The organism is Cupriavidus pauculus (assembly GCF_008693385.1).
GTDB lineage: Bacteria > Pseudomonadota > Gammaproteobacteria > Burkholderiales > Burkholderiaceae > Cupriavidus > Cupriavidus pauculus_D.
On record NZ_CP044067.1, the window covers coordinates 1,648,619 to 1,663,601 of the forward strand.

Annotated in this window: 15 protein-coding genes; 9 read left to right on the forward strand and 6 right to left on the reverse strand. The window is 62.2% G+C overall.

Annotated elements, in window-relative coordinates; genetic code table 11:
* Positions 1-59: 59 nt before the first annotated feature.
* Positions 60-1,133, reverse strand: a complete 1,074-nt coding sequence (locus tag FOB72_RS25690; protein WP_223851570.1) for a LysR family transcriptional regulator — start codon at positions 1,131-1,133, stop codon at positions 60-62.
* Between FOB72_RS25690 and FOB72_RS25695 the strand changes: the two genes are divergently transcribed.
* The 3 genes from FOB72_RS25695 to FOB72_RS25705 are packed head-to-tail and all read left to right on the forward strand — an operon-like array spanning position 1,132 to position 3,207.
* Positions 1,132-1,722, forward strand: coding sequence for an NADPH-dependent FMN reductase (locus FOB72_RS25695; protein ID WP_150375546.1), 591 nt, complete (start codon positions 1,132-1,134; stop codon positions 1,720-1,722). The genes FOB72_RS25690 and FOB72_RS25695 overlap by 2 nt on opposite strands.
* A 13-nt stretch (positions 1,723-1,735) precedes the next feature.
* The gene (locus FOB72_RS25700) at positions 1,736-2,593 is read left to right on the forward strand and encodes a pirin family protein (protein ID WP_150375548.1); all 858 of its coding nucleotides are present in this window, start codon (positions 1,736-1,738) and stop codon (positions 2,591-2,593) included.
* An 11-nt stretch (positions 2,594-2,604) separates the two neighbouring features.
* Positions 2,605-3,207, forward strand: a complete 603-nt coding sequence (locus FOB72_RS25705) for a malonic semialdehyde reductase (protein ID WP_150375550.1) — start codon at positions 2,605-2,607, stop codon at positions 3,205-3,207.
* Between the two features lie 3 nt (positions 3,208-3,210).
* On the opposite strand, the gene FOB72_RS25710 is transcribed toward FOB72_RS25705, so the two are convergent.
* A complete protein-coding gene (locus FOB72_RS25710) occupies positions 3,211-4,356 on the reverse strand; it encodes an acyl-CoA dehydrogenase family protein (protein WP_150375552.1) in 1,146 nt (381 codons plus the stop codon).
* 243 nt (positions 4,357-4,599) lie between these two features.
* Between FOB72_RS25710 and FOB72_RS25715 the strand changes: the two genes are divergently transcribed.
* Positions 4,600-5,400: a YecA family protein gene (locus FOB72_RS25715; protein ID WP_150375554.1), complete on the forward strand. Its 801-nt coding sequence runs from the start codon at positions 4,600-4,602 to the stop codon at positions 5,398-5,400.
* 38 nt (positions 5,401-5,438) lie between these two features.
* Here FOB72_RS25715 and msrA read toward each other — a convergent pair whose 3' ends face one another.
* Positions 5,439-5,957 (reverse strand): peptide-methionine (S)-S-oxide reductase MsrA, encoded by a 519-nt coding sequence (gene msrA, locus FOB72_RS25720; RefSeq protein WP_150375556.1) that lies wholly within the window; start codon positions 5,955-5,957, stop codon positions 5,439-5,441.
* A gap of 230 nt (positions 5,958-6,187) precedes the next feature.
* On the opposite strand from msrA, the gene FOB72_RS25725 reads away from it, so the two are divergent.
* Positions 6,188-6,580, forward strand: coding sequence for an NUDIX hydrolase (locus tag FOB72_RS25725; protein ID WP_150375558.1), 393 nt, complete (start codon positions 6,188-6,190; stop codon positions 6,578-6,580).
* A 28-nt stretch (positions 6,581-6,608) separates the two neighbouring features.
* Here FOB72_RS25725 and FOB72_RS25730 read toward each other — a convergent pair whose 3' ends face one another.
* Positions 6,609-8,153: a PAS domain-containing methyl-accepting chemotaxis protein gene (locus tag FOB72_RS25730; RefSeq protein ID WP_223851571.1), complete on the reverse strand. Its 1,545-nt coding sequence runs from the start codon at positions 8,151-8,153 to the stop codon at positions 6,609-6,611.
* 228 nt (positions 8,154-8,381) lie between these two features.
* On the opposite strand from FOB72_RS25730, the gene FOB72_RS25735 reads away from it, so the two are divergent.
* From FOB72_RS25735 to FOB72_RS25745, 3 genes are all read left to right on the forward strand, one after another.
* Complete coding sequence (locus FOB72_RS25735) at positions 8,382-9,044, forward strand: heme-binding beta-barrel domain-containing protein (protein WP_223851572.1); 663 nt, start codon at positions 8,382-8,384, stop codon at positions 9,042-9,044.
* Positions 9,045-9,406: 362 nt separating this feature from the next.
* Positions 9,407-10,126 (forward strand): hypothetical protein, encoded by a 720-nt coding sequence (locus tag FOB72_RS25740; RefSeq protein ID WP_150375560.1) that lies wholly within the window; start codon positions 9,407-9,409, stop codon positions 10,124-10,126.
* A 437-nt stretch (positions 10,127-10,563) separates the two neighbouring features.
* Positions 10,564-11,193 (forward strand): HD domain-containing protein, encoded by a 630-nt coding sequence (locus tag FOB72_RS25745; protein WP_150375562.1) that lies wholly within the window; start codon positions 10,564-10,566, stop codon positions 11,191-11,193.
* On the opposite strand, the gene FOB72_RS25750 is transcribed toward FOB72_RS25745, so the two are convergent.
* Entirely contained in the window at positions 11,170-12,192 is a 1,023-nt protein-coding gene (locus FOB72_RS25750) for a LysR family transcriptional regulator (protein WP_317889543.1), read from the reverse strand. The two genes, FOB72_RS25745 and FOB72_RS25750, sit on opposite strands and share 24 nt — an antisense overlap.
* Here FOB72_RS25750 and FOB72_RS25755 point away from each other — a divergent pair.
* Entirely contained in the window at positions 12,191-13,174 is a 984-nt protein-coding gene (locus tag FOB72_RS25755) for an MBL fold metallo-hydrolase (protein ID WP_223851573.1), read from the forward strand. The genes FOB72_RS25750 and FOB72_RS25755 overlap by 2 nt on opposite strands.
* 556 nt (positions 13,175-13,730) lie before the next feature.
* On the opposite strand, the gene flgL is transcribed toward FOB72_RS25755, so the two are convergent.
* Positions 13,731-14,963 (reverse strand): flagellar hook-associated protein FlgL, encoded by a 1,233-nt coding sequence (gene flgL / locus FOB72_RS25760; protein ID WP_150375566.1) that lies wholly within the window; start codon positions 14,961-14,963, stop codon positions 13,731-13,733.
* Between the last annotated feature and the right edge of the window lie 20 nt (positions 14,964-14,983).

Here is a 14,983-nt window from a genome sequence, read left to right on the forward strand (position 1 = left end):
GCAGTTCTGGATCCCCCGCAGTTTTGATCCCGAAGTTTTGATCCCGAAGTGTTGATTCATTACTTCGCCGCCATTCCGGCTCGCTTCCGATGTCGCGACGGCGCGCGCTCCGGCGGTATCAATCCCAGCTCCGTAATAGTGCTGGCCGCAAACTCGATGAAGGCCGATACGGCCCGTGGCAACTGGCGACGGCTGTGATAGACCAGATGGACCCCGATGACGCCGGACGAGAACTCCGGTAGCACCCGGCGCAGGCGCCCGCTCTCGACGAGCGGCACGGTCAGCGCGGCAGGCAGCAGCGCGATTCCCATGCCAGCCATCGCCCCGGCGAGCTGCGCCGACGACGTGTTGGCCTGGAACGGCCCATCGACCTCCACCGAAGCCATGGCCCTGCCCCGCGCACCGAGCCGCCATGTGCTGCGCGGCCCCCCGCGCGAGGGCGACGTAATGCAATCATGCTTTGCAAGATCGCGAAGCTCGGCCGGACGTCCACGCCGCGCGAGGTAGTCCGGACTTGCCACGAGGATGGCCGAACTCGTTCCGAGCTTGCGCGCGAACAGCGAGGGATCCTGATCGCCCCCGCGTAGCGCAACGTCGATGCCTTCACCGAGCAGGTCCACCCGCGCATCGTTGAGTTCGAACTCGAAGCGCACCCGAGGATTCGCCGCGGCGAATTGCGCAAGCGCATCGGCTGGAAACCACTCGAAGAAGTCCGCTGGAACGGCGACGCGTACCCGCCCCGCAATGTCGTTGGCGTCCTCGGCCACCTGCCCCGCCGCGCGCATCAGCGCATCGATCCGATCCGCGGATTCGGCAAAGAAGTTACGGCCTGCGTCCGTGAGTGCCAGCCGCCGCGTCGTACGCTGCATCAGCCGCGTGCCCAGCGCCGCTTCCAGCGACTGCACACGCCGGCTTGCGGTACTCGGCGGCATGCCCAGCCGCCGGCCCGCTTCCGCGAAGCTGCCAGCCCTGACGACATGGACGAAGAGCGCGATATCGTTGAGATCCATTGGATTACCCACAAAAATGCACGAGTGCATCTCATTGTGCCGGATTTTTCTATAGCGGGCATTTTCATACATTGGGCTCCAGGCGCACCGCGGCGCCACATGCCAACCAAAGGAGCCCAGCATGACCAACGTATCCGTAATCATCGGCAGCACCCGCGAGCATCGCTTCTCCGACGCACCGGCGCGTTGGATCAAGGCGCATCTGGACCAGCGCGAAGGCGTCTCGGCCCGCATTCTGGACCTCCGCGACTTCTCCCTGCCGTTTTTCGATAGCGCCATGCTCCCCGGCATCCCGGGCCGCCCGCCATACGATCACGAGGCCGTGCGGCGGTGGACCGAGGCCATCGGTACGTCCGACGCCTTTATCGTCGCGACCCCCGAGTACAACTTTGCGCCGCCGGCCGTCCTGAAGAATGCACTGGACTGGGTATATGCCGAGTGGCAACGGAAACCGATCGGCTTCGTGAGCTGGGGCAGTGTGGGCGGCGCGCGTGCGGTCCAACAGCTGCGCGAGATTTCCATCGAACTGCAGATGGCCCCGATCCGGCATGCGGTTCACCTGCCTGTCGATGCCGTGTTCGCCCACTTCCAGGGCAACACGGAGCAGATTGCCGCCACCCTGAAGGCAAAGGACGAGCACGCCACGGCGATGGTGGACGACCTGCTGTGGTGGAGCACCGCGCTAAAGACCGCGCGCCTCCACGCAGCGTAAGGAGATCGCCATCATGTCACTCACCGCTGACGCGAACCACGTACAACGCCGAGCCATCGCGCATCGCACGCATGGCCGAAAGAATGGACCCGCGATTCGCCTGATGAGCCCGTCGGACCTGGGGCAGTTCCTGAAGCCTTTCGTGTTTCTGGATTTCTTCGACATGCAGGGGCCGCCATTCGTCGGGCCGCTGCATCCGCATTCGGGTATCGCCACGCTGTCGTTCCTGATCGACGGACGCATGGACCTCATCGATCCCGACGGCAATACGGTGATATTGCCCAGCGGTGGCATCGAATGGATGCAGGCAGGCAAGGGCATGTGGCACGGTGGCAGCGTGGGCGACTCCGATCACGGCCGCGTGCGCGGATACCAGCTCTGGGTGGCGCTGCCGCCGAACCTCGAACTCGGCCCCACGGTTGCAGCGTTTCAGGCGACCGGCGACATCGCCAGCGAGGGACCGGCGCGCGTGTTGCTGGGCAGCTACGGCCATGCGCACAGCGCCATCGCCGCACCATCGCCGATGAACGTGCTTGCCGTGACGCTGAAGGCCCGAGAGCGGTGGATTTATCAGCCGCCACCCGGACAAACCGTCCTGTGGGTATCGCCGGCCGAAGGACAGTTGCTCGCTAACGGCGAGGCGCTGCATGCGGAAGAACTGATCGCCTTTGAACGGTCGCATCGGAAGGTGGACTTCGAAGCCGTCACCGATACGCAGTTCATTCTCGGCTCCGCCGTGCCGCACGAATTCCCGCTGTCCCTCGGCTATTACTCCGTGCACACCTCGCCATCCGCGCTGCGCATCGGCGAGGATCATATCGACGCCATTGGACGCCGCCTGCTTCGGGAAGGCCGAATCGGCAAGATGTAAGGAGACCACTCATGTCCGCCCGCCAACCCCTGCCCCCTTCCACCCTTGCACAACTGTTCACGGACGCACGATCCCATCATCACTGGACGGACCGCATGGTGGCCGACGACACATTGCGTCACCTTTACGAGCTGATCAAGTGGGGACCCACAAGCGGTAACCTCCAACCCGCGCGCCTCGTTTTCGTTCGCTCCGAGGCGGGACGCCGGAAGCTCTATCCCGCGCTGGAAGGGATGGGCAGCAACCGCCGCCAGGTCGAGGAGGCGCCGGTGACCGTGATCGTCGCGCAGGACGAACGCTTCTTCGACGACGCGCCCCGATTGTTCCCTCGCATGAACGTCAAGCCGATGTCCGACGCCGATGCCGCGTTTGCCGAGTCCATCGCGTACCGCAGCAGTTCCCTGACGGGCGCCTATCTCATGCTTGCGGCACGCGGGCTGGGCCTCGATGTCTGTCCCATGTCCGGCTTCCACAACGCCCTGCTTGACGCGGCGTTTTTTGGCGGGACCACGTGGAAGGCGAATTTCATCTGCACGCTCGGGTATGGCGACGATACGAAGCTGCATCCGCGCGACCCGCGGCTGATGTTCGACGAGGCGTGCCAGCTCGCATAGCGGTCAGTTGCCGTGGTCGACCAGCAATCGTCCCGCTTTCTGGTAATGCCTCGGCTGCATCAGGTTGTGCTGTGCCGCCACGTGGATGTCGCGCAGCCGCCGCTGCAGCGGCGAGCGCTCGTACAAGGCCGTGCTTCCGGCCAGCGCGAAGCACTTGTCCACGGCATTGCGACACGTCGCGACGGTCCAGATCGCGGTCTGGCTGCCCTCTACCAGCTTGGCATCCGTTCCCAGCGTGCCATCGATGGCATGTTGCCAGTGGCTTTGCGTCTGCTGCGTCAACACGGCCCTGGCCGCGCGGATATCGGCGTGCACCGCACCGAGATCGCGCTGGAAGGCCTCCGTGTCACGCATCGGTGCCGTGGCGCGCTCCTGCCTGCGGCCGCTGGCAGCGATGGCAAGAAGGTCGTCGAGCGCACCTTCCGCGATCCCGACGGAGATCGAAGCATGCATGAGCGCAATCATCTGCGGCACGCCCGCGTACAACGGCTCGGTGGCCCACCGGACGGGTTGGGAGAGGTCGAACATGTCCGCATGCGGGTCGATGAACGTGTCGAGCGAGATGTCGTCGCTGCCCGTTCCTTTGAGGCCAGACACATGCCACGTGTCGAGGATGGTCCAGCGGTCAGCCGGCAGCAGGACGACGCGGACCTGGGGTCGATCGCCTTCCTGCCAGCCGTCCGGCACGAACCGGCAGAAGCCGAGCATCCACGTGGCATGGCGGCATCCGCTGGCAAACGGCCACTGACCATGCGCGCGCCATCGCCCCTCGTGCCGCGCTATTTTGCCGAGCAACTGGGTCGTGCCCGCGACGAACGCATCGGGATCGCTCCGGTAGATGCGGTCGAACGTTTCCCGCGGCAGCATGGTCGAGAACAGTACGGATCCCGCGCCGATCATCGTGATCCATCCGGCCGATCCATCGCACCGGGCCAGCTCGCGCATGACGTCGATGATGGCCGGGAGGTCGAGTTCCAGACCGCCGTACGCCTTGGGCAGGAACATCCTGAAGATGCCCGCGCTCCGCATCTGCGCGAAGACGTCCCCGGGAATATTGCGCGCCCGCTCGATGTCGTGGGCACGTGCCGCGATCGTCGTCTTCAGATCGGCGAGCGCGGATGCGAAGTGTTCTTGCGAGAGATCGTTCAAACGTTGTCACCTTCGTCGGTGCTTCGGCATCCCCGAAGCGAAGCCCGAGTATAGAAAGTGACTTCGAGCCGTTCTTTCGAAACCGAACGGTAGAGAGCGTTTCACTCTTGTTCGCGGAGAAATTCACCCTTTCGCACCGCTGCCGGGGGTGGCGCTATCCTTCCTGGCGCTATCTTTCCTAGCGTTATACTTCGCGGCGATGCGTGCAGCGCATCCCCACCCCGCACCACGAGAACCCGCAGCATGACTGAAGCCACCGAACTGACCCCCGACGAACTCCACGAGCTTGACGACCTGCTGGACGACCTCCGCCAGCGCGCGGACGAAATCCCGCAATGGGAATTCTGCGACGGCTTTCTCACGGCCCTCGTCTGCACGCGCCGTCGCATCCCCGCTGCCGACTATCTGCCCATGCTGCTGGGCGACGGCGCGGCGCTCGAGGTGGCCGAGGGCGGCCCGCTGCCTTTGCTGCCCGCGTTCCGTGACGCGGCCCAGCAGGCCCGCTTTATGGAACTGTGGGAGCGCCGATGGAACGAGGTGGAGCACCAGCTCGACCAGCCCGTGGAGACGCTGGAAGACGAACGCACCTTCCATCCCGAGGCCATGGACATGCGCGGCGCCATCTTGAGCCTGCCTCAGGAAGAGCGCGCCGAGATGGACGGGCGGGAAATCCCGTCGTTCGGCCAGGTGTGGGCGCTAGGCTTCATGTTCGTGGTGGAGAACTGGCCCGAGGAGTGGGCCGCCCCGCGCGACAAGGAGGTCGCCCGGTGGTTGGACGAGGCGCTCGAGTGCATCGTCGCCCTCGCCGAGGACGATACCGGCGAGCCCGAGGTCTGCATGTACAGCGAGGACGGCCCGCCCAGCACGAGCATGGCGCGCGTGGAAACCTTCGGAGAGGCGATCTGGGCGATCTACGACCTGCGCCAGATCTGGAAGAGCCTGGGCCCGCGCGTGGAGGCCGTGGTGTCAGGCGACCAGCCCGGCCGCAACGACCCGTGCCCTTGCGGCAGCGGCAAAAAGTTCAAGAAGTGCCACGGCAAGTAAGGGAGAAAGCGCTTCTCCAGGCGGTGACAACGAGCCCCTCACGCAACCGGCTTGACGGCGGTAGGCAACTGCCAATCCTTGCGCACGAAGTGGCAGGTATAGCCATCGGGGATCCGTTCCAGATAATCCTGGTGCTCCGGCTCGGCTTCCCAGAACGGGCCAGCGGGCGCGAGTTCGGTCACCACTTTGCCCGGCCACAGACCTGACGCATCGACGTCCACGATGGTTTGTTCGGCGACCTTCTTCTGCTCGTCGCTCGTATAGAAGATTGCCGATCGGTAGCTCAGGCCGCGATCGTTGCCCTGGCGATTCAGCGTGCTCGGATCGTGGATCTGGAAAAAGAACTCCAGGATCTGACGGAAGCTGATCTTGTCCGGGTCGAACAGGATCTCGATCGCCTCGGCATGCGTGCCGTGATTACGGTAGGTCGCGTTCGGAACATCGCCACCGCTATAGCCCACGCGCGTCGAGATCACGCCCGGGTAACGGCGAATCAAGTCCTGCATGCCCCAAAAGCAGCCGCCTGCGAGGATCGCCCTTTCCTGTCTGGTGGTCATTTCGTGGTCCCTTGGTTGGTGATGAAGACCAGTATCCTCTCACGGTCGAGGAAACCTTGCTCACGGCTTGCTGCTGAGATCGCATCCGGTTTCCAGTCAGGATCACTGGGCAATGATCATGGTTCGATTGGCACCGATGACTGATTTGCTGGCGTCCTATTCCTATACTTCGCGGCAGTCACAGCTCCGGTATAGACTCGGTCGCTTTCTCTAGTCCATCCAGGAATCCGATGTATCCAGTTTCAGTGAAAGGCGTGATCTCGACCGCTACGGGCGACGTCGTTCTCTTGATGAACGAACGCGACGAGTGGGAACTGCCTGGCGGACGCATCGAAGTCGGGGAAACTCCAGTGGACTGCCTCGCGCGCGAGATCAGTGAAGAACTGGGTCTGCAGGTAGTCGTTGGCGGCGTTGTCGATACCTATCTCTTCGAGGTGATCCCCGGCAGGCACGTCTTTATCGCGACCTACTCCTGCGTACTCCAGGGAGCTTTCGAACCCGTTCTAAGCAGCGAACACAAGCGCGTCGGCCTGTTCGCGCCGAATGCTTTGCCGGGCAATCTCCCGGAGGGATACCGGCGTTCGATCGCTGCGATGGGTGCTCCGCGTGCTACCTCGAGTTAGCTCGGGATAGCACGAGAGGGCAAGTTCTTCAGCGGAAAACGCTGACGGCTTCCACCAGCCGAGTTGCCTGTTGCCTGAGGCTTTCCGCCGCGGCGGCACTTTCCTCGACCAGCGCCGCGTTCTGTTGCGTGATGTGGTCCAGTTCGCTGACGGCTTGACCGACCTGCGTAATACCGCTGCTTTGTTCGTTGGTAGCCGCGCTGATATCGGCGATCAGATCGGAGACGCGCTTCACTTGAACAACGATATCGTCCATCGTCTTGCCGGCCTCATCCACCAGCTTTGCACCGGAGTCGACCTTTCCGACGCTTTTGCTGATCAGCGCAGCGATCTCCTTCGCCGCCCCGGCGCTACGCTGCGCCAGCGCGCGAACTTCTCCGGCGACCACCGCGAAGCCTCGTCCTTGCTCACCGGCACGCGCTGCCTCCACCGCGGCATTCAGCGCGAGGATGTTCGTCTGGAAGGCGATTTCATCGATGATGGCGACGATGTCGGCAATCTTTTGCGAACTGGCCGTGATCTCGTGCATCGTGGTCACGACCTCGGACATCGCCTGCCCGCCCCTGGCTGCGGCCACGCTCGCCGCCTCCGACAGCTGCGTTGCCTGGATCGCGGTTTCCGCATTGCTCTGAACGGTCGCGGTCATCTCCGTCATGGACGATGCGGTGTCCTGCACGTTCGTCGCCGCCTGCTCGGTGCGCGACCTGAGATCGTTGTTACCCTGTGCGATCTCGTTGCTGCCCGACTGAACGTTGAAGACTTGTCCGCTCACGTCGTCAATCAGCCAGCGGAACATCAGACCCAGCTGACTGATGGTCCGCAGCGTCATGCCAATCTCGTCGACGCGATCGAGGGGATCGACCTGCTGGCTTTCCCCCGATGCGACCCGCAGCGCCTGGTCCCGCATCCGCTCGAGCGGCCGCGAGATTTGCGCTTCGAGCCACATGGAAACGAGTAGCGCAACGAAGGTCACCACAGCGGCCAGGCCTCCGAGGGCGACACCGGCGATGCCAAGTGCCCACGCGCTGATGACGATCGAAGGGACCATGATCATGAGGGCAGAACGGATCCGCCAGCGCACGCTCATCGTCTGGAGTGCGGACATCCATCGCGTGGGGCCGGCCCTGACGATCAGGCCCTTGTGAAAGCGGATGTGGCCCGCGTTGCCTTCGCGAAAGCGGCGATAGAGCGTGTCGGCGTGCTCGATCTCTGCTGCTGTCGCCTTGGTCCGTACGGACATATAACCGACTGGCTGGCCATCGCGAATGACGGGAACGGCGTTGGCGCGCACCCAGTAATAATCACCATTCTTGCGCCGGTTTTTCACGAGCGCGGTCCAGGGTTCCCCGCCCTTGAGGGTGGACCACATGTCGGCGAAAGCTTCTTCGGGCATGTCGGGATGGCGCACGATGTTGTGCGGCTTGCCCTGAAGTTCGTCGGCTCCGAAGCCGCTGACCTCGACGAAGGCGCTGTTCGCGTAGGTGATGTGGCTACGCGTGTCGGTCGTCGACATCAGCGTCGCGTTGTCTGGCAGTTCGAATTCGCGTTTGGTGACAGGTTGATTGTTCTGCAACGATGTAAGCCTCTTCAATGGCCCGACTCGGCATGCCGAGTGGCAAAGCCGCCGGATACCCACTATTACGGTGTGGGAATACGGGACCTTTAGGCTTGTTCGAGTTTCTGCGATTGGCGGTGCGCCGCTCTACACTTGCTGACAGCTTTGTAATGAGCCGGTAACCCTTCGGACGTCGCACGCCTTCGATAGTGGAGGTTATCCAAACATCGGCGCGCCGCAGCACTCATGGAACCGCAACTCAAGATCCTGTCTGGCCTCGTCACCGCGGCTCTCGCGCTGTCTGTGTGCACGACTGCATTTGCCCACGGTGTGTCACCGAAGATCGTGATCAATGGCAAGGTCCAGGACTACGGCCCCCTCACGCCGCTGATTGGCACCTGGAAATCCGTACCCGGAGCGGGGCTGGATGTCGCTCCCGGACAGGTGGGGTCTGCCGTCGGGAAAGGCGGCAAGGCCAGCTCTCCCTTTTACGAGATCATTACGTTCCGGCCCAACATCCCCGACACCAACAATAGTTCGGAGTCCCTTATCTCGCTTTCCTACCACCAGGCGATCTACAGGAAGAGCAACAATCACTGGTTTCACGATCAGATCGGCTATCTCACTTACGACAAGACAAACAACCTTATCTATGACACCTCTTGCATACCAAGGTCCGTGTGCTTTGTGGCGGAAGGACGCCCGGCCTCGCCCCTGGTTTTAACAACACGTAGCCAGGGGATCGCGCAGGCGCAATATATGATCCGAAACGACGCGACCAACTCGGTCAAGGTCACGCTCGACGTCTCGGGTTCCACACTGAAGTACAGATATGAAACGTCGTTGTTCGTGTACGGAAAGCCTTTCGTCCACACTGACAACGACGTCCTGACAAAAGTCGCGCACTGACCCTGCCAGCAACCGCGCTTGCGCTTGTTGTTCTCCTGCTCCAGCTCCTTCGAGTGCTGGGTGTCCCGTAGCAATAGAATCCTGCAAATCCACCTCGCTCATGGACCTACGGCTGGGCACGGAAGATTGCATTGCGTCAGATTGCTGACACAGATGGCGGGGGTCTTCAACGGCTCAGATGGGTCGATTGCTGCCGGTGGGCTAGCGGCGTCGACCCGTGATCATACCCCGCCCGTGGGCGTCTCAGATCAGCCATTTTGAGACAGTCGAAACTTGGCCTTCCGCTAGCCGACACCCATTCGGAGCGGTCGTCGAAATAGAATGCGGTCTTCAATCTATCAAGCCGTAAGCGGTGAACACTAGTGATCTACAGCAAGGAATTCTTCGCATTGCAGATTGATTTTGCACGCACCGTGGCCAAGCTCGCGAGATTGCCGCTCGATCGGGCGCTTCTCGACTATACGAACCTATATATCCGTTTTGGGCTTGGCCGGGACTTTTCACACGCCCATCCCACCTGGCGCCGCTACATCGAAGGACTAGTTCGCGCCGATGACCTCTACGATTGGACCTATCGCTTCTACGTTGCTCAAGGAGAAGACTCACGGCCTGCGGCGGCCTCTGGATGTTTCTCCCATGCAATGCAAAATGCCGAATGCGTACGGATTCACTTTCGAAACGTCAAAGGTTCCGTCGCATCTCCATTAGGTGCCGAGCAGCTACACGCGCGACTCGCCGAGCTCCGGTCAATCTTTGAGCACGTGAAGCGGAACACGCCTGGAGCAACACGAGTGGTCGGGACGTCGTGGCTATACAACTTACCCGCCTATCAGCGATGCTTTCCTGACTCCTACGTCGCAAGCGCCCAACTGACGTCGCCGCGCTTTCGACATGTATCGCTTTGGGGCCAGTTTCTCGATCGCAGTGGCATGCTCCGCCGAAACGGCGTGCATGAATTTGAAAGCGCACTGGCTGGTATTTCGGACACGAGAGACTTGCACCTCGCGTTCCCGTTACAAGCGCTTGCAGTCGAGGCACCCATTTCGGACTTCTATCGCTTCTACGCCATAACGGACGGTTAAAAGTGACCGGCGCCTCCAGCGAGATTTCGGAGATTCACCGAGGACAGTGGGAGTGGCTGCCCAGGATCGTTCCGCGACGGTCGCGACTGCGGGCAACGCCGACGTCCAGGTTTCCCGGCCAGGATCCGGTCGTGGCCAGCTCGCCCTCAAAGCCGGTGCTACGAAGCCAATCGGCGTGCGCCCCCCCGCCCTACCCGTGGACTCGGCCGCTGTTGTCCGGCGCCACCGCCCTGCGGCAACGTCCGTGCCAACATTCTGCTGCGGGCTCCGACATCTGAGACCGCCCTAGACACATTTGCGACGGTGGCGCCGATCGAGCTGTGTACCGAGCGCTAGTTGCAGAGTAGGCGCGAGCGTCCGATTCCGTACGGCATGTCGGTTTCCGACGTGCCGCATTACGCCCCACGTTGTGCGCCCGATGATAGGCTGTTGCCATCATGCCCGTCATTGACATCCCCGACAGCGCTCTTGTCAAGGCCGCCAACCAGCTGATCCGCGATACCGAGAGCGAGATGCTGTTTGCTCACTCGGTGCGCGTCTACCTGTGGGGCGCCATGATCGGCTCGCGCCGCGCGTTGAGCTTCGACTCCGAGATGCTCTACATCGCGGCTATGTTCCATGACGTCGGCCTCACCGCCCGTTATCGCGACAGCCAGTTGCGCTTCGAAGTCGATGGTGCACACGCGGCGCGCGATTTCCTGCGTAGCCATGGCATTCCCGAGGCGGACGTCGAGAGGGTATGGCTGGCCATCGCGTTGCACACCACGCCCGGCATTCCTGAGCATTTGCATCCCGAAATCGCCCTCCTTCAGGCTGGCGCCGGCATGGATGTGGCCGGGCGCGGCTACGAGGACTTCACCGAAGCACAGCGCAATGCAGTGGTGTCCGCCTACCCGCGCGGCGAGGGCTTCGGCACACGCATGATCGATACGTTCTACGCAGGCATGGCGCACCGTCCGGCCAGCACCTTCGGCACGTTCAACGACGACTTCCTGGCGCACAAGGATCCCAGCTTCCGGCGCGTCGATCTCTGCCGGGTCATCCTAAGTTCCCGCTGGGAGATCTGATTCCCCCGGGTTTCTCTGACTGGAGAGCTCCCACGTGAGAGCCGGATGATCGGCAAAGGTGCGCAGCAGAAAATCCATAACGACGCGTATCTGGGGTGAATGGCGCAGGTCGCGATGCACCGCCATCCAGATGTCCTGAAAGAACGCTTCGCCATTGTGCGAGAGGCGCTGTAGCGTCGCATCGCGCTCCGCCAGGAAGTCAGGCAAACCCGCCACACCAGCGCCTGCTCGCGCTGCTACCAGGTGGTTGTTGATATCGCTGATCTCGCAGGCTATGGGTCTTCCCTCTGCAACCCCCGTCAGCCAAGCGCGTTGCCGCACGCCAGTGAATCCCGCGTCGTAGCCGATGAACTCCCACGCGGATGGGTCGTGCAAATGTGGATAGTCCTTGCTCGCGTACAAGCCAAACGACACGCGCCCCAGCTTTCGCACAACGCTAGCGGGCTCCTCCGGACGCGTCATTCTCAGGACGACATCCGCTTCCCGACGGCTCAGAGACACCTGCCGCGCCTCGCCGCAAATGGATAGCTGAATGCCGGGATTTGAGCGCCGAAAAGCTGCGAGGTGCTTTAACAGGAGACTGGCTATCAGCGCGGGCGGCGCGCTCACCGTTACCTTGCCGCTGGGCGGACTACGGCTGGCATCCAGTAGTCGCTCGATAGCGTAGGCGCCCTCTTCCATCGCCTGCGCGAGTTCGTATATGCGCTGGCCCAGCGGCGTGAGCCTGCACGCCCTGGGCAGCCGTTCGATCAGACGGGCCTGGATCTTCGCCTCCAGCACACCGAGACGACGGCTGATCGTGGCGTGATCAACCTGGAGGTAGCGTGCCGCACCTGACATCGTTCCCAGGCGAGCGACGGCCAGAAAGTAACGCATGCTTTCCCAATCGATCATCTGTGCATTTTCGCAGGGATGGATTGCGGATCTGGGGAATATCCACGCAGCCCGGAGATCCTTATGCTCACTGCTATTCATCATTCCCGCAAGGAAGTGCCTCATGTCTCGTCTCAATACCACCAAAATGTCCGAATTGAAGCTATCCGCCGCACGGGCACTGGTGCTGCTTGCATTTGGCGCTTCACATGCGTACGCGGCCGCCGCACCGGATGATTACTTCCATACCGGAGCCGGCGCCAGATATCTGCGCCGTGCCGATGAAGACATCGTCGCGAAGCCGCTGCGCGGCGGTGTGACCGTCCTGATGGGTTCCGGCGGCAACATTACCGTCCTGACGGGCAAAGACGGCAAGTTCCTCGTTGACGCTGGCATCAGCAAGAAGCATGAGAAGGTTCGGGCCGCGCTCGATCGGCTAGGAGACGCACCGATCCGTTACGTGGTCAACACGCATTGGCATTGGGACCACACCGACGGCAATGCGTGGATGCATGAAGCCGGGGCCACTATTGTTGCCCATGAGAATACAGCGCGGCACTTGACCGAGACGACGCATGTGAACGCGTGGAATTGGACCTTCGATCCCGTCCCCGCGGCGGCACGCCCGACCGTATTGATTGACGACAGAAAGGAGTTCGACTTCGCAGGCACCACGATTGATGTCGAGAACTTCGGATACGGCCATACCGACGGCGACTTGTGGGTCTATTTCAAGGATGCCGATGTTCTGGCGCTTGGCGATACCTTCTGGAACGGCTTCTATCCGTACATCGATAACGAGGACGGTGGCAGCATCGACGGCGCCATCAAATGGGCCAGCGAAGCCGTCGCTCGGACGACGGACCACACGATCGTGGTACCCGGTCACGGCGCGGTGGGTACTCGCGCTCAGTTGATCGCATTCCGCGATATGCTCGTCACCGTCCGCGCAAATGTGGCAGCGCTAAAACATCAGGGCAAGAACATCGACGAAATCGTTGCTGCTCGACCGACAGCTGCCTTCGATGACAAATGGGGAAATTTCGTCTTCAACGGCGAGCAGTTTACCCGGATGGTTTTTGCAGGCCTGAATTCTCGCGGGAGCTAACCCTTCGCGGCGCTCGCCGCTATCTGGAGATCTCGAGTCGCCGGCAAATACGCTGGTGACGCGCTCCAGGTTGCTGTACTCGCGATCGCCGCGTTGACCGATGTGACCGTACTCCGCGTACATGCCCCTCTTGCCGATCGGCGGACGGAATACGAAGCAGACACCTCGTTGCAGAACGCTTCGCCTTCGGCGAAGCGCAGTGGAATGAACGTCCCCTTGCTCGCGGCCTTCGACTGCTGTTGCTGCCATGCGATTTACGCTCAAGTCGAGCGCGTGGCATCGCATTTGTGTGAGGTAGCAGAGTAGGTGTGTTTTGACAGTTAGAACAACCGTCGAGAAGGGATTTTTTAAACGAATCCAACAGTTTTCAAGACTCAGCGGTCTTTCTGTGGAGATATTGCTGACACGTCGGCACCGACAATAAACTGAGGCAGATCCTCGCTAGGCAAGGACCCGCCGTCAGCTCGATGTTCAGCCTGCCTCGCTTTATTGTGGGAGATTGACGCACTTAATTGCTCAGCGGCACAGCAAGGCGGGTCCGCAGGCCCGCATACCGTCACAGGAACTTGAACAGGTTCATGCCCTGGATCTGGATGAACGACTGCTGCGCGCCCTGCAGCGCCGTCGAGCGCTGATAGTACTCGGCGATGGCCGACGCGTAGTCGAGGTCTTCGAGGTTCGAGCGGACGGCTTCGTTGCTCAGGTCGCGGTTGGTGCCGATGGTGTCCAGCGCATCCAGTTCCTGCATGCGCGAGCCGACCGACGAGCGGACCGTCAGGACGTTGTCGAGCGAGTTCGAGAACTGGCGGATGCCCGTGGCCAGCACGTTCTGCAGGTTGGCGTTGGCGCTATCGCTGCTGAGCGGCTGCTTGAGCGTGTCGATCACGTTCTGCAGGTTGGCGAACATGTCCGCGCCGGCCTGCTGCGCGGGCTTGATCGTCATCGTGTCGCCGTTGGCCGGGGTGCCCTTGACGGAGAACGTCACGCCGCCCACCGAGATCGCTTCGTTCTCGTTGTAGTTGACCGGGCCGACCACCACCGCCGGCGTCGGCAGGCTGTTGTCGGTAATCGAATACTGCATGCGGCCCGTGCCGTCCGGCGCGAAGTTCAGCGTGAACGAGTGGCCATAAGCGGCGTTCGTCGGATCCGATGCCGAGATCGCGCTGTACGTGGCATTGCCCGTATTGCCCGCGTTGCCCTGCAGCACGTAGCCAGCGTTGGCCGTCACGCTCTGGAAGATCTCGGCGCCATTGTTGGTGGCCTGCATCTGGCGCGCGACGTCGACCTGCAGCAGCTGGTGACCGGTGTCGCCCTGATACACCACGCCGCCCGAGGCGTTCTTCGTGAACGGCGCGGTGCTGGACTGCAGGCCCGCGAACAGGTAGTTGCCATTGCCGTCGTCGGCATTGGCCAGACCGAGCAACTGGTCGTACTGGCCTTGCAGGGCCGTGGCCAGCGACGCGCGGTCGGTGTCCGACATCGTGCCGTTACCCGCGTTCACGAGCAGCGTCTGAATGTTCTGGATGGTCGTGGTGATCGTCTTGAGCGAGTTCTCCGCCAGGCCGAGCGTCGAGTCCGCCTGCCTGCGCGTGGTGGTGTACTGCGCGTTGACGGAAGTGGCCTGCTTGATGCCCAGGATGCGGGTGGCCGCAACCGGATCGTCCGACGGGTTCAGCACGCGGCGGCCGGTACCCAGCTGCTGCTGCACGTGCAGCAGCGACGACTGCTGGTTGTTCATCGACGACACGCCCTGGGTGTACAGGGTGGAAGTGGCTACGCGGGTAATCATGGCGAGTTTCCTTCAGTTCC

Excerpts from the sequence above, each read along its gene's own strand:
- FOB72_RS25755 (WP_223851573.1), top strand. The coding sequence starts at position 12,191 with ATGTCTCGTCTCAATACCACCAAAATGTCCGAATTGAAGCTATCCGCC.
- FOB72_RS25750 (WP_317889543.1), bottom strand. The coding sequence starts at position 12,192 with ATGAGGCACTTCCTTGCGGGAATGATGAATAGCAGTGAGCATAAGGAT.
- flgL (WP_150375566.1), bottom strand. The coding sequence starts at position 14,963 with ATGATTACCCGCGTAGCCACTTCCACCCTGTACACCCAGGGCGTGTCG.
- FOB72_RS25700 (WP_150375548.1), top strand. The coding sequence starts at position 1,736 with ATGTCACTCACCGCTGACGCGAACCACGTACAACGCCGAGCCATCGCG.
- FOB72_RS25690 (WP_223851570.1), bottom strand. The coding sequence starts at position 1,133 with ATGCTGGGCTCCTTTGGTTGGCATGTGGCGCCGCGGTGCGCCTGGAGC.
- FOB72_RS25695 (WP_150375546.1), top strand. The coding sequence starts at position 1,132 with ATGACCAACGTATCCGTAATCATCGGCAGCACCCGCGAGCATCGCTTC.
- msrA (WP_150375556.1), bottom strand. The coding sequence starts at position 5,957 with ATGACCACCAGACAGGAAAGGGCGATCCTCGCAGGCGGCTGCTTTTGG.
- FOB72_RS25735 (WP_223851572.1), top strand. The coding sequence starts at position 8,382 with ATGGAACCGCAACTCAAGATCCTGTCTGGCCTCGTCACCGCGGCTCTC.
- FOB72_RS25725 (WP_150375558.1), top strand. The coding sequence starts at position 6,188 with ATGTATCCAGTTTCAGTGAAAGGCGTGATCTCGACCGCTACGGGCGAC.
- FOB72_RS25715 (WP_150375554.1), top strand. The coding sequence starts at position 4,600 with ATGACTGAAGCCACCGAACTGACCCCCGACGAACTCCACGAGCTTGAC.
- FOB72_RS25745 (WP_150375562.1), top strand. The coding sequence starts at position 10,564 with ATGCCCGTCATTGACATCCCCGACAGCGCTCTTGTCAAGGCCGCCAAC.
- FOB72_RS25705 (WP_150375550.1), top strand. The coding sequence starts at position 2,605 with ATGTCCGCCCGCCAACCCCTGCCCCCTTCCACCCTTGCACAACTGTTC.